Origin of the sequence: Oceanobacillus sp. FSL W7-1293 (assembly GCF_037969815.1) — a bacterium.
Lineage (GTDB): Bacteria > Bacillota > Bacilli > Bacillales > Amphibacillaceae > Oceanobacillus > Oceanobacillus oncorhynchi.
On record NZ_CP150212.1, the window covers coordinates 1462750 to 1476271 of the forward strand.

A 13522-nucleotide genomic window follows, 5' to 3' on the forward strand; every position below is an offset into this window, starting at 1 on the left:
TGCAATGAATAACTTATAGCCGTTGCATAAAGAACCATTGAAAAAAGAATTAAGAGGGAGGAATAAAAGAATGAAAAACTCAAAACTGAACAATTAATTATCTGAGTGTAGGAAATATACGCAGGCTCCTCTGTGAAAAAGAAATACAGTTACGAAGTGTGGTACGAATTGTTTCTGTTCAATTTTGCTGAGATTTACAAGGGATACAAATATTATAAACTCATAACTAATTTAAAATAGGGGTGTTGTAATGAAGAGATTGTATTGCTTTTTGTTAATTGCTTCCAGTCTGATGGTTTTAGCTGCCTGTGGTTCTGAAACGACAGAAGGAAGTAACGCAGAGTACACTTTACGCTTAGGGGTTACACAAAATGAACAAAACGCAGAATACCAGGCAATATTTCAATTTAAAGAGGCTGTAGAAGAACGGACAGAAGGAGCAATCGAGGTCGAAACATACCATAGTGACCAATTAGCAAGTATTCCGGATTTAATTGAACAAGCTTCTGTTGGAGCAGATGTAGGTACAGTCACAGATGCTGCACAATTAAGTGATTTAAAAAAAGAGTTTTCTATCATACAATCTCCATTTATGTTTGAAAATAAGGATGAAATCGAACAGTTTATGGACTCTGGTTTATATCAAGAGTGGGTAGAAGAATTTACGGATCAGGGAATCCGCATTCTTTCATTTAATTTTCAGCTGGGTGAAAGAAATTTAGCTACGACGCATCCGGTTACATCTGTTGATGATTTTAAAGGCTCTGTAATAAGAACAAGCGGAGCAGAAATTGTAAACGCTGCCATATCATCTATGGGAGGTTCTCCGACTGGCATGCCATGGACAGAAGCCTATCCTGGTTTAGAGCAAGGAGTAATTGATGGTGTAGAGGCCCACAATACCGCTATATATGAGTCAAGCATGTATGAAGTGATCAATCATATTGCTAAAACGAATCATTATCAATTGGTCTCAGCATTAATCGTCAGTGAAGATTGGTTTGACAGCTTACCAGAAGAATATCAGGAAATTGTTTTAGAAGAAGCAAGAGCAGCTGGGGAAACAGCTACCGAAATGAGTATGGAGTCATCTAATGAGTATGAAGAATTAATGAAAGAAGCCGGTGTTGAATTTCATGAAGTAGATCGTGAAGAATTCAAAGAATTGGCTGATACAGTTTATGAAACAATGGGATTAGAAGAAATAAGAGATGAAGTGAATGAAGTATTAGGAAAGTAAATAGATTTAAAAATAAGACAGGAGGAATCGGCTTGAAGATATTAACATCTGCTGAATTACCACAAGACAATCAATTGAAACTGAAAGATACATTTCCAGAGGATAATTTTATTTTTTGTAATAGTATGGAGGGAGCAGAGGAGCACCTTTCAGATACTGAGATATTAATAACTTATGGAACTGATTTAACTGAAGCTTTGATTCAAAAAGCTTCTAAGTTAAAGTGGGTCATGGTTATTGCTGCCGGGGTGGACCAGCTTCCGTTTCAAGCATTAAAGAAAAAAGATATTTTAGTAACAACCGCTAAAGGTATTCATAAAGCACCAATGTCTGAATATGTATTTTTTGTATTAATGTTAGTTTATAGAAAAGGAAAAGTATTAATAGAGAATGAGAAAAAGAAGGTTTGGACAAGAGATATTCAAATGGAAGAAATAACGGGCAAAACGATGCTGATCGCAGGGACTGGCATTTTAGGAAAAGAAATTGCAAAAATAGCAAAAGCTTTTCAAATGAAAACCATTGGAGTTTCAAGAAGCGGGAGACAGGTTGATTATTTTGATAAAAATATTAACTTTAAAGAAATGGATGGATATTTAAATGAGGCGGATTTTGTAATTTCCATACTTCCAAGCACTCCGGAAACAAAGGAATTCTTTCAATATAAGCATTTCGAATCGATGTCTGAGCATGCAGTATTTGTAAATATTGGAAGAGGTGACGTAGTTAATGGAGAGGATGTTTTAAAAGCTATACATGAGAGAGAAATATCCCATGCAGTATTAGATGTGTTTGAGGAGGAACCTCTTCCGGAAGATCATCCATTTTGGGAAGAAGAAGATATTACTGTGACTACACACTTATCAGGTGTTTCTCCACATTATTTTGATAGAGCACTGGATATTTTTGCTGAGAACTTCAATAAATATAAAAATAATGAAGAAGATTTGGTGAATATTGTTAATGTAGAGCAAGGTTATTAATATGCTATTGTTTAATAAAGTTAAATTCATTTCTAATGAGTTAAAGGCTATACAAGAAATATAATTTTGTCATTCTAAAGCTGCTAATAAAAGCATAGATTTTCAAAATATACCACAGTATTCAGTGCTGTGGTATATTTTAAAATAAATCAGTTTAATTTAGCATTAAGGATATAGCTGAAAACTAATAAAAGAATAGCTTCTTTATAATAATCTAAATTCGTGATTATCCTTTATTAATATAATAATGGGTTTTTTGATGAATCTTTTAAAAAAGAACAGGCTACTTTATTTTAATAACAATCTTACCTTTCGCCCTGCCTGATTCTGAATATTCCATTGCTTTTTGTGCATCTTCAAAAGGAATGACCCGATCAATGAATGGTTTGATTTTTTCAGCCTCGATAAGTTCTTTGATTTTATTTAATTGCTCGCCGCTGGGCTTCATGAATAAAAAGTTATATTGCACTTGATATTGCTTTTCCAATTTTGTTAATTTCCTTGAAACCAATCTAAAAGCGATTGTTTTCCAAAAAGGATAATTATTCTCTTTTCCGAAGCGGCCATTTGGGCGGTCAGAGATTGATACAATTTTCCCGCCGGCCTTTAGGATTTTAAACGAATTAACTAAAGCATCACCACCTAAGGTATCATACACATAATCATAATCAGCTAATACTTCTTCAAAATTTTCCTCTCGATAGTTTATGACCTTATCTGCCCCCAGGTTTTCTACTAAATCTTTCCCGGCGTTGCTTGCGGTTGTAGCGACATAAGCTCCCATCTCTTTAGCTAATTGAATCGCAAAGGTTCCAATTCCGCCAGAGCCTGCCTGAATTAAAATTTTGTCTTTCGGCTGAAGGTTTAATATGTCATGAAATGCCTGATAGGTAGTTAACCCAACCAATGGTACAGCTGCCGCTTCTTCAAATGTTACGTTTTCTGGTTTGAATGCAATATCATCTTCATGAATAGCAATATATTCAGCAAAAGTACCGATCCTTGATTTTCTTGGACGTCCATAAACAGAATCTCCAGTTTTAAATTTCGTTACATTTTTTCCAGTTTTGATGACCGTTCCGGAAAAATCATTTCCAAGAATCAATGGCATTTTATAGTTGATGAGCGGCTTTAATTTTCCGTCTCTAATTTTGAAATCAACTGGATTAATACTCGCAGCGTGAATTTCTACTAATACATCGTCATCAGATATTTCAGGAATAGGAACATTCTCCAATTGCATATTTTTTTGTCCATATTTATGAATAAGCATTGCTTTCATTTGTTTTTTCATTTGATAAATCTCCTTATTAGAATAATGGTTTAAACATTTAAACAGTTGAACTAATAATAAATGATAGCTTGATTTTCAAAAAATGTCAACTAATCAAATGAAAAGTAACTTCAAAAATCATTTTCTAATTATGCGCAACGGGTTCATGCTATTGACGTGTTTGAAAATTAATGGTTTAATAATTTGAACAATTGATTATTCAAATGAAACGAGGATTTATATGAAAACAAATGAAATAGAGAATTTAAAAAATGAATTTGATGTAGTTAAGGATTTTCTTATCGCTTTAGGGGATGAAAAAAGACAAATCATCATTGTTGCTTTATTGAATGACCATGCTTGTAATGGGTGTCAAGGTTTGCGTGTGATTGATTTAACGGAAGCTACGAAGCTCTCAAGACCAGCTGTATCACATCATTTAAAGATTTTGAAACAAATTGGAATCGTTGATATCCGCCGGGAAGGAACAAAGAATTATTACTATCTTTGCAATGCAGTACCGGAAATGAAAAAGCTGAGGGATTTGCTGGATAATGTTATGTCGGTCATGGCTGAAGGAAACGAGGAAGTGTGAAAAGAATTTAAGTTGTGCTGACCAGTCTGCATGAATATGGAGAAGGTATTAAGACAATAAGTTTATGGCAATATGTTGAGCAGTTGTAAAAGCTGGATATAAGATGAGCTATGTGAATTTAAAGGAGGGTCTGTTTTAATTGACCCTCGCAGTTTAAAGCGTACAGATAAGTCCATGTTTTCTATTAGTATGAAGACGGTAATTTTATTGGTTTATCACAATATAACTCTGATTAAACGGATACAGAGCAAGCAATACTGCAGGACGCTTATTTATTTTTCTCTACTTCAATCATTATTTTTATTACGTAATTTGCTCTTACATTCAAACTGCTCCCATCCATTAGGTATAGATACTCTTCAAAGCTGTCACCACAAATATGATATCCTGCCTCATTCAAATAATCTTTTATTTGTTCATATGTTTGATACGTATGCATATAGCTTCCTTTATGATAGCCAATGACATATTTTCCGGCTTTTTTCTCAAATGTTTCTGTTAAATGAAGCTGGTTCTCACGCAAATAGAAATAGGAATAATTTAAATAATCTCCTGTTTCTATTTGTTCGTGGCGAATAAGAGCACCCCAATTTTCCACATTGATTTCGCCTTGTTTTACATATTTCATAAACGATATGACCATTTTTGTGATGTCTTTATGTGATTGATTTAAAATATTTTCGCTTAATACAATCTGCTCTGCTTCCATATCCTCGATAGTAAATTGATCAAGGTCTAATTGTGATGCTTCTTCCATTTGTTTTTTCTGATTTTTAATGAGGTGCTGGATACGCTGCATTTTCCGGATTTTTATATCCACCAGTTTTTCTTTTTCCGTTAATAAATCAGTGATTTTCTTTGTATTTTTAGATTGTAAAAAATCTTTGATTTCAGCTAAAGACATTCCAATTTCTTTTAACATATCAATCATGCTATAGGCCTCAGCTTGTTGAATTGTGTAATAACGATATCCATTTTCATTTTTGTATTCGGGTTCTAACAGACCAATTTCATCATAATGGAATAGCGTTTGCTTTTTCACATCACATAAATTTGCAAATTCTCCAGTTGTCATCAATTTTTTGGCAGAGTCCATTTTATCACCAACTTTACGCTTGAGTATACGGTAACCATATACTTTATATTATACTATAGGAATCAGGAAAATGTAGTGTAAGAAAAAAGGAGAATCTATTTATGTTAAATTATTTGAGCTTAGCAGCTACTGCATGGTTTATTGGGTTCTTTCCAATGTTTGAAATATATATTGCGATTCCAGCTACGATGGTGATGGGATTAGATGCGGTTTCTTCCATTATCTGGTCCAGTTTTGGGAATTTTCTTCCGATCCCGTTCATTGCTTTTTTCTATCAGCTTCTTGCAAAATCGGAACGTATTAAGAAATGGCTGGATAAATTAGCAAACAGCAGGTATAAGCATCGTATCGAAAAGCAGGGACCGTTAGTCGTTGTCTTGCTTACACCGATTATTGGTTCTTGGGCTGTTGCAGTGATTGCTAATGGAATTGGGATGAATAAGGTGAAGTTATTCATATCCGCTGGTGCAAGTATTTTGGTATATGGGATTGTTATTGCAGTTCTAACATATTATGGTGTCGCTTTTGTAGGCTGATAAAATGCAGCAGAAATATAAATCCACCTATGCAGCTGGAGTAGGTGGATTTAGTTTGGTAATGCTGCTTATTTCAAGTTAGGAAATTTTATCGCAGTGTGACTGGATGAGACTGAGACTGCGATTACTCGTCCCATCGAAAACCATTGCGATTCCTCGCTCCATTGAAAATAAGACTATCTTTATTTTTGAATGATTGGTAAAATAAAGACAATTCAAAGAAAGGAAGTGTTCTATTGTTTACATTCCCGGTTATTTACGAAGAAAAAGCAGACTACATGAAGCATGATCGGCTGACAAAAAAAAGCTGATACAAGAGTTTTTTGAAGAGTTTATCGAAGCATTTTTCCCCAATCTCTATCCCTACATTGACTTCTCCAACGTGTCCTTCCTTGAGCAAGAAGTGTATCTGGACTATATCAATGGCCGTAAAAAGGAAATAGACGTCCTCGCAGCAGTAAAGCTAAACCACCAAGACAAAATACTCCATATTCATACCGAAGCCCAATCAACTCATGAAGCTGATTTCCCTGAAGGAATGTTTCTCTATTTTTCTTACCTTTACGCCAAACACCGCAAACCCATTCAACCCATCGCTGTTTTGAGTTATAATAGGGAGAAAGAAGAACCGACACAATTCAGAATCGATACACCCACCCAAGACGTCCTTCAATTTAACTTTTTACAATTACACTTAATCAAGAAAAACTGGAGAGCATATATTCAATCAGACAACCCGGCCGCCGCAGCATTGCTCAGTCAGATGGGCTATGAAGTGCATGAGCGGGTTCAGGTCAAGCTGGAGTTTCTGCGTATGATTACCCGGATGAAAATCAACCCGGCGCAAATGGAGTTCCTTTACGGATATTTCGAGACCTATTTAAAGTTAAACAAAGGGGAGGAAGCGCAAATGATGGAGCAAATGGAGAACTTGCCGGAGGAGGAAAAAGACATGGTTTTGCAGCTGCCGAATTCTTATTTTGAGAGAGGAAAAGAGGAAGGGATAGAAGAAGGGATAGAAAAAGGGATAGAAAAAGGAAAGCAAGAAATCGTTTTAAAATTGATAAAAAAGGGCATGTCTATCAGCGAAGTAGCAGAAATTACAGAGTACAGCGAAGTAGAGATTAAAAAGCTTGCAGGCAAGCAAGGAAAAGAAGAATAGGTAATCCGCATGCTATAGTATAAAAAAAGTGAGCAGGTTATATTTCAAACTGCTCACTTTTTATACTGAAATAAAAAGCAACTGCCACCAGCCAAATGAATCCCGTTTCATCTCTGTCTAATTTAATATTTATTCATTAGAAATCAGCTTCGATGCATTTCCGCTGTGAATAACGGATAAATGATGCAGCGCTCTGGTACAGCCAACATATAATAACTTAGCAGCTTGCTCGGTCGCCGGATAATGCTTTTCATCCACATCAATCATTAAGACAGTATCAAATTCCAGCCCTTTGGATACATACACAGGCAATAAGGAAATTCCTCCTTCATACGACTTATCCTCGGTAGTAATCATGGTTAACTCTGGAATCTTTTCTTTTAGCTTCGGATAAATTGCATTACAATCAGCTTCCGATCTTAAAATAACTGCAATGGTCTTCATCTCTTTATTTTTCATATCATGTATCCAGCTTGTAATTTTCTCTAATTTTTCCTTTGTATCTACTTGTTGGATCTGTACCTCCTCACCGCTTCGAAATACCGGTTCTGCATAGGCCGGACGATTGGCAAGATGACGGAGAATGATGTTGGAAAACGCAATAATCTCATAAGTGGAGCGGTAGCTTTTTGTCATTTGGAAGAATTTTGAGCGGGATGTGCCGAAAAGGTCAATAAAGTTTTCCCACTCGTCAATTCCTTCGTTGCTGTGAATACCTTGTGCTAAATCTCCTAATATCGTAAATGACGCTGTTTTTGTCCGTGCATGCAATACAGAAACCTGATAGGGTGAAAAATCCTGTGCTTCATCAATCACCACATGATCAAATCGCTCGTCTCTTTCAATTCCATACCAATAATCATGAATATCGAGCAGGGGAGCCAGGTCATCTAAAGTTATTTTATCCTTAGGCGGCAAAAGGTCCGTTCTTTCCATCTTTTTTAAGATTTGTGCGTACAGTTCATAAGGTTTTCTTTTTTTCCATTTCCGTAAATATCTTCTTAATTCCTTTTTGCCATCTTTACGTGCTTGCTCCTGTTCTTTTTTCTCTTCATACATCTTAGCTTCTATTTCTATCCAGCGTGTCAATTTTGCTTTAAGCCTATCATATTTTTTTGTGACCGGATTGTCTTTAAAATCTGCTTCAATCCAATTGTTAATTTGTTCTAAGGGGACGCCTCGCTTATTTTCCCAGGGAATAAAATCTTCTTCCGGAATCCAATCCTTTTCTAATTGTGATAACTGCTCCCTAATTTGCTGCTGGAATTCTAAAGAACCTTTCCAATTAGTTTGTTCCACTGTGCCGGATTCAAAAAATGCTTTCCTTCTTTCGCTAAGAGATTCCAGCTTACATTTCGGATCATCGATAATGGAGGTCATGACCCATTTTGGAAAGGTGGTCTGGACAATATCTCCGACCCCTAATTCCGGCAATACTTGTGAAATATAATCAAGAAAGATGGTATTCGGTGCAAAAATAATCATCCGGTGCGCCGTTAATTGCTCCCGGTATTCATATAATAAATAAGCTAATCGATGCAGTGCCACAGTGGTTTTTCCGCTTCCGGCAACACCTTGGATTATAACAGCCTTGTTTAAAGGATAACGGATGATTTCATTCTGCTCTCCCTGGATGGTTGCAACAATATCACGAAGTTTATTATCCTTTTGGTCTTCCAGCTTATATAATAAGAATTCATCTCCTCCTGAAGCTTCCTGCTCTCCACGAATATAGCGGTCTACCACTCTTTGCAGCTCCTGATTATAAGTGACGATATTTCTTTTTAAATAAATTTCACCCTCTACGATGCCGTCTGGTGAAAGATAGTAGACGTCATCCTCACTCCCGCTAAAGCCATAGAACAGGCTGGCTATCGGGGCACGCCAATCCGTAATCAGAACATCTCCGGTATGCTCATCAAAAACCCCGGCTTTCCCGATATAGGTGGCTTTCACTTCCTCATTTTCTTCTTCTTTAAAATCAAGACGGGCAAAATAAGGTTCCTTTTTAGCAATCGTCAGAGATTCTCTTACACGCTGTCGGCTGTCTTCCAATACGTTTTCTGTAAAATCATCGCCGATATATTCCGGTATTTCGGCTAAACGTTCATATTGCTTATTGATAATTGCTAAGGTTCCATGTAATACCTTTTTTTCTTCCTCAAATGCCATTGCGAATCCCCCTTAACTGAATGTCTTGTTCATTTTAGCAATGAAATTAAGAAAAAAATAGACTTATATATTTCGTTGATGTATACTATTAAATACAGTCATGCCAAAAAATAAAATTACATATAATGGAAAACACTTGAAGAAGCGAAGCCTTTTTCAAGTGTTTTTTTGGCAGTAAGAAAGTTTAAGCTTTCTTACTGCATAGGTGTAACTAAGCTTATCACCTGAAGGCTTGGTGGCAACCCAGTTTTCAAATCTAATTCAAGCAGAGAAGCTTTGTGGATAACAGTGAATTATTCGAAGTGGTTTCATTTTCCTATGATGTGAATTATATCGACTTCCATCTTGATAAAGCACATGGATTCCTTTATAGTAAATGCATTATTACGAAATTTCATCCTGCAGTAAAAAGGAGGAAATCATCATGTTGTATGATTGCGCAGTTATTGGAGGAGGACCTGCCGGATTAAATGCATCACTTGTTTTAGGCAGGGGTAGAAAAGAAGTTATTTTATTTGATGACGATACACCTCGTAATGCCGTAACACAGGAATCTCATAATTTTATTACCAGAGACGGGATTCATCCAGCAGCATTTAAAAAAGCGGCTTATGAGGATTTAAATAAATATCCAACGATTTCCGTTGAAAGAAATCAAGTGGTTGATATTGTTCCGGCTGCCTCTTATTTTCAGATTCAAACAGGGAGAGGGCAGGTCTTTGATGCGCAAAGAATTATTTTGGCAACGGGATTAAAAGATATACTTCCTGAGGTAGAAGGTATCCAACAATTTTACGGAACAAGTCTTTTCGGATGCCCATACTGTGATGGATGGGAGCTGAAAGATCTTCCATTGGTTTATATTGCTGCATATCCACATGCTTTTAACAGTGTGAAAATGGTTTCGAATTGGAGCAAGGATATTGTTGTTTGCACAAATGGGAAGGATAGCATATCCCTAGAGGAAAAAGCTATCCTAGCACAAAAGAATATTCCGGTTATAGAAGACGAAATTTTGCGGCTGCAAGGAGAAGGCGGGCAATTAAAAAGCATTCAATTTAAGAATGGGAAGGAACTCCGTCGCGAAGCCGGGTTTATTTCGTATAAATTACAGCAGGCTGCGCCATTTGCCGGGCGTCTGGGTTTAGAATCCAATGGCGCGGGAGGAATTAGAATAGATCCCTATGGACGCACAAGCAGGAAAGGTGTATATGCTGCAGGAGATAATGCCGGCGGTCTGCCTCAGCAGATTGTAGCTGCGGCTGAAGGAAGCAAAGCGGCGATAAGTGTACTCAGTGATTACGTGGCAGAAAACTTTTAAATAATGTATTGTTTACATACACCCTTTTATCATTAAAAGAGGGTGTATTTTTGAGGAAGGAAATGATAAAATAACTTCCTTATTATTAGAGAATATTAAAGGAGTTTATTAGATGGAAGGGAATAAACTATTATCATCATTATGCTATTTTAGTATATTTTTTGCGCCATTTTTATTTCCGATTTTGGTATGGATTCTTGGAGATGAGGAAACAAAAGGACACGCGAAGAAAGCCTTGTGGACACATCTTATTCCAATTATCGCAACCATTATTGCAGGAATCATTATCTTTTCAATTGGCATCGGACAAGTTTGGACAGATGAAGTAAGCGGCGGATTATTTATTGCAATGATAATTGCGATAGCTGTGTGTTTTATCATTGATATTTATTATTTCATCTGGAATATCGTTAAAGGGATTAAGGTGCTGAGCTCTTAATATCGAATTCAAAAATGAAATATAATAATAAGAAGAATCTATTAGAAGACGGGAAATTTTTCTATAGGTTCTTTTATTTTACATATAGTACAGATTGAAGTAAAAAAGAATCTCCTCACTTGATAAATCGTAATCATTACGATATAGTTAATAAAAATTACGCAAAACAGAACCTGCGTAACGAAGGAGGAGATTATATTGGTATATGATTGTGCTGTTATCGGGGGAGGCCCTGCCGGGTTAAATGCATCTCTTGTTTTAGGCAGAGGAAAAAAAGAAGTAATTTTATTGGATAATGATGCCCCGCGCAATGCTGTCACACAGGAATCTCATAATTTTATTACCAGGGATGGCGTGAAACCAGCTGAGTTTCGGAAAGCGGCCCATGCAGATTTAAAAAAGTATCCGAATATAGTGATTCAAAAAGACCGGGTGACCGATATAGATTCGGCTGCTTCTCCTTTTCGCATTCACACAGAAGCAGGGAAGGATTACGAAGCAAAAACCATTATTCTGGCGACAGGACTGAAGGATGTATTGCCTGATATCCAAGGAATCCATGATTTTTATGGAAAGAGTCTGTTTGCCTGCCCTTTCTGTGATGGGTGGGAGCTAAAAGACATTCCGCTGGTTTATATTGCTGATGGAGAATTTTCTTTTCATGGTATAAAGATGATATCTAATTGGAATACGGATATAGCCGTTTGCACAAATGGCAAGGAAAGCTTTTCTGTGGAAGAAAGAGATATTTTGAAGCAAAAGCAAATGGAGGTTATTGATGACGAGATTTTACGATTGCAAGGAGAAAATGGGCAATTAAAAACAATTTTATTTAAGAATGGAAACGAATTGTATAAAGAAGCAGGTTTTATATCTTATAAAATGGAGCAGGCTGCCCCTTTTGCTGAACGTCTTGGTTTAGAGCTGACCGATATGGGCGGAATTAAAGCAGATTCGCAAGGCCGGACAAGTATCAAAGGGATTTATGCCGGCGGAGATACTGCATCTGGTCCGCCGCAGCTGATTATCGCTGCAAGTGAAGGGAGTAAAGCGGCGATAGGGGTGATTAGTGATTTTGTGGAGGATACATTTTAAATCATAAATTGATAAGTGAAACCTTATTCTGCAGGGATTTTCTTTTTAACCCTCGCGGAATGAGGTTTCACTTTATTCTCAGCTATTTTAATAAATTACGCAGTTTTAAATGTTCCTTTTCTAACACCCTTTTCCCTTCTTTTTGCAAAACATACTCAACAGCCTCTCTATCGGAGCTCACTGGCAAACTAAAATCCAAGCGGTAACGTTCATTTCCTTTCCCGGTAATGATTACCCAGTCATTTTCCGCTGCTGTTTCAATAGCATACTGTATAGCTAAGGTGCGATCTGAAATAACCTGTCCTTCGTTTAGTTCGTTGAGCTCTTGAAGCATAGCAGCAGAGGGGACCCCATTTAAATCATCAAATGTAAGAATGATTTCATCCGCCAGTTTTTTAGAAACAGTTATCATTTTATTTCTTTTACTGGAATCTCTGTCTCCCCTAAAACCAAAAACATGAAAGATTTTTTCGGCGCCCTCGATTTTAGCAGTGGTAAGACAATTAGAAAAAGCTTCTGCAGTATGGGCATAATCTACAACGATTGTCGTTCCATTTGTACGTCTGAATATTTCAAACCTTCCAGGAACACCAGAGAATGTACGTAATGCGTTTATAATTTGTGGAACAGGTACGCCTATTTGTGAAGCTGTCAAAAACGCCATCGCCGCATTATACGTATTATGCTGTCCCAGGATAGTTAATTGAAGGGGAAGGTTCCATCCTTTATAGGAGATTTCAGAAAAACCAGGGGTTAATTTATTTATCTTCAGCGCATCGCTTTCTTTATTCCCTAAAGTAATTAAGGAGAAATTACGGGATGGAAGCATGCTGCTAAGCTTTGCTCCCCATTCATTATAGTTGTTGATAATCGCATATCCCTGGTCTATTAATGCTTCAAACATTTTGACTTTGGTTAAGAAATAATCTTCCATCGTGTGATGATAATCGAGATGGTCGTGGTCTAAATTGGTAAACAGACCAAAATCAAATTCAATTCCATGTATCCTGCCCTGCGCTATTCCATGCGAAGAAACCTCCATAATAACAAATTCGTCCTTACTTATTGCCAGATGCTTTTGCAGGCTCAGCGCATCGGGTGTTGTATTCAGCGAAGGATACGTTTCCCCATTGATTATCGTGTTTACGGATCCAAACATGGCACATGTATGACCAAAATCCTCTAAAATATGTTTTATCATATAAGCTGTCGTGGTTTTCCCGTTTGTACCGGTGATACCAATTATTTTTTTATCTTTTGCGGGGTTTCCGTAAAATTCAGAAGCTATTTCAGCTAAAGCCAGACGGCTGTCAGAAACTCGAATATATGGTACGGATAACTCTTGGAGGTCTTCTTCTCCTATAATACAAACCGCACCGGCCTTGATTGCCTGATTAATAAAATCATGACCATTAAAACTGTATCCCTTTATAGCGATGAATAAGTCATTTTCATCTACAGATTTGGAATTCGTTGTTATTTTATTGATTATCATATTCGGTATACTCATCGGTTTACTAATATTTTTCAATAGTTGTTGTAAATTCATGTGTTGTCACCTCTTAAACATAGCGAATGATACGGGAGAATGTAATATTACCTTAGGTTTT

At 36.7% G+C, this 13522-nt stretch carries 12 protein-coding genes; 8 read left to right on the plus strand and 4 right to left on the minus strand.

Annotation, left to right across the window (positions count from 1 at the left end; all coding sequences use genetic code 11):
• The first annotated feature begins 250 nt into the window (after positions 1-250).
• On the plus strand, positions 251-1240 hold the full coding sequence (locus MKY65_RS07345; protein WP_339183644.1) for a C4-dicarboxylate TRAP transporter substrate-binding protein: 990 nt from the start codon (positions 251-253) through the stop codon (positions 1238-1240).
• Positions 1241-1272: 32 nt separating this feature from the next.
• Positions 1273-2223, plus strand: a complete 951-nt coding sequence (locus MKY65_RS07350) for a D-2-hydroxyacid dehydrogenase (RefSeq protein ID WP_339183646.1) — start codon at positions 1273-1275, stop codon at positions 2221-2223.
• 283 nt (positions 2224-2506) lie between these two features.
• Here the strand turns inward: MKY65_RS07350 and MKY65_RS07355 are convergent, their stop codons facing one another.
• Positions 2507-3505 (minus strand): NADP-dependent oxidoreductase, encoded by a 999-nt coding sequence (locus MKY65_RS07355; protein WP_339185156.1) that lies wholly within the window; start codon positions 3503-3505, stop codon positions 2507-2509.
• A gap of 232 nt (positions 3506-3737) precedes the next feature.
• Here MKY65_RS07355 and MKY65_RS07360 point away from each other — a divergent pair, with 232 nt between their 5' ends.
• Positions 3738-4091: a metalloregulator ArsR/SmtB family transcription factor gene (locus MKY65_RS07360; protein WP_339183648.1), complete on the plus strand. Its 354-nt coding sequence runs from the start codon at positions 3738-3740 to the stop codon at positions 4089-4091.
• A 268-nt stretch (positions 4092-4359) separates the two neighbouring features.
• On the opposite strand, the gene MKY65_RS07365 is transcribed toward MKY65_RS07360, so the two are convergent.
• Positions 4360-5187 carry a MerR family transcriptional regulator gene (locus MKY65_RS07365; protein ID WP_339183649.1) on the minus strand — a complete coding sequence of 276 codons (828 nt, stop codon included), beginning with the start codon at positions 5185-5187 and terminating at the stop codon, positions 4360-4362.
• A gap of 101 nt (positions 5188-5288) precedes the next feature.
• Here MKY65_RS07365 and MKY65_RS07370 point away from each other — a divergent pair, with 101 nt between their 5' ends.
• Together MKY65_RS07370 and MKY65_RS07375 are read left to right on the plus strand one after the other, a co-directional pair.
• Positions 5289-5723: a small multi-drug export protein gene (locus tag MKY65_RS07370; RefSeq protein ID WP_339183651.1), complete on the plus strand. Its 435-nt coding sequence runs from the start codon at positions 5289-5291 to the stop codon at positions 5721-5723.
• 403 nt (positions 5724-6126) lie between these two features.
• Complete coding sequence (locus MKY65_RS07375; protein WP_339183653.1) at positions 6127-6885, plus strand: transposase; 759 nt, start codon at positions 6127-6129, stop codon at positions 6883-6885.
• A gap of 129 nt (positions 6886-7014) precedes the next feature.
• Here MKY65_RS07375 and MKY65_RS07380 read toward each other — a convergent pair whose 3' ends face one another.
• On the minus strand, positions 7015-9057 hold the full coding sequence (locus MKY65_RS07380) for a 3'-5' exonuclease (protein WP_339183655.1): 2043 nt from the start codon (positions 9055-9057) through the stop codon (positions 7015-7017).
• A 424-nt stretch (positions 9058-9481) separates the two neighbouring features.
• On the opposite strand from MKY65_RS07380, the gene MKY65_RS07385 reads away from it, so the two are divergent.
• The 3 genes from MKY65_RS07385 to MKY65_RS07395 all read left to right on the plus strand — a co-directional run bounded on the left by MKY65_RS07385 (position 9482) and on the right by MKY65_RS07395 (position 11912).
• Complete coding sequence (locus MKY65_RS07385; protein ID WP_339183656.1) at positions 9482-10378, plus strand: NAD(P)/FAD-dependent oxidoreductase; 897 nt, start codon at positions 9482-9484, stop codon at positions 10376-10378.
• Positions 10379-10490: 112 nt separating this feature from the next.
• The gene (locus MKY65_RS07390; RefSeq protein WP_339183658.1) at positions 10491-10817 is read left to right on the plus strand and encodes a DUF4870 domain-containing protein; all 327 of its coding nucleotides are present in this window, start codon (positions 10491-10493) and stop codon (positions 10815-10817) included.
• 198 nt (positions 10818-11015) lie between these two features.
• On the plus strand, positions 11016-11912 hold the full coding sequence (locus tag MKY65_RS07395; protein ID WP_339183660.1) for an NAD(P)/FAD-dependent oxidoreductase: 897 nt from the start codon (positions 11016-11018) through the stop codon (positions 11910-11912).
• Positions 11913-11994: 82 nt separating this feature from the next.
• On the opposite strand, the gene MKY65_RS07400 is transcribed toward MKY65_RS07395, so the two are convergent.
• Positions 11995-13461, minus strand: coding sequence for a UDP-N-acetylmuramoyl-L-alanyl-D-glutamate--2,6-diaminopimelate ligase (locus MKY65_RS07400; protein ID WP_339183662.1), 1467 nt, complete (start codon positions 13459-13461; stop codon positions 11995-11997).
• Positions 13462-13522: the final 61 nt, after the last annotated feature.

Excerpts from the sequence above, each read along its gene's own strand:
- MKY65_RS07345 (WP_339183644.1), top strand. The coding sequence starts at position 251 with ATGAAGAGATTGTATTGCTTTTTGTTAATTGCTTCCAGTCTGATGGTT.
- MKY65_RS07355 (WP_339185156.1), bottom strand. The coding sequence starts at position 3,505 with ATGAAAGCAATGCTTATTCATAAATATGGACAAAAAAATATGCAATTG.
- MKY65_RS07360 (WP_339183648.1), top strand. The coding sequence starts at position 3,738 with ATGAAAACAAATGAAATAGAGAATTTAAAAAATGAATTTGATGTAGTT.
- MKY65_RS07365 (WP_339183649.1), bottom strand. The coding sequence starts at position 5,187 with ATGGACTCTGCCAAAAAATTGATGACAACTGGAGAATTTGCAAATTTA.
- MKY65_RS07370 (WP_339183651.1), top strand. The coding sequence starts at position 5,289 with ATGTTAAATTATTTGAGCTTAGCAGCTACTGCATGGTTTATTGGGTTC.
- MKY65_RS07380 (WP_339183655.1), bottom strand. The coding sequence starts at position 9,057 with ATGGCATTTGAGGAAGAAAAAAAGGTATTACATGGAACCTTAGCAATT.
- MKY65_RS07385 (WP_339183656.1), top strand. The coding sequence starts at position 9,482 with ATGTTGTATGATTGCGCAGTTATTGGAGGAGGACCTGCCGGATTAAAT.
- MKY65_RS07390 (WP_339183658.1), top strand. The coding sequence starts at position 10,491 with ATGGAAGGGAATAAACTATTATCATCATTATGCTATTTTAGTATATTT.
- MKY65_RS07400 (WP_339183662.1), bottom strand. The coding sequence starts at position 13,461 with ATGAATTTACAACAACTATTGAAAAATATTAGTAAACCGATGAGTATA.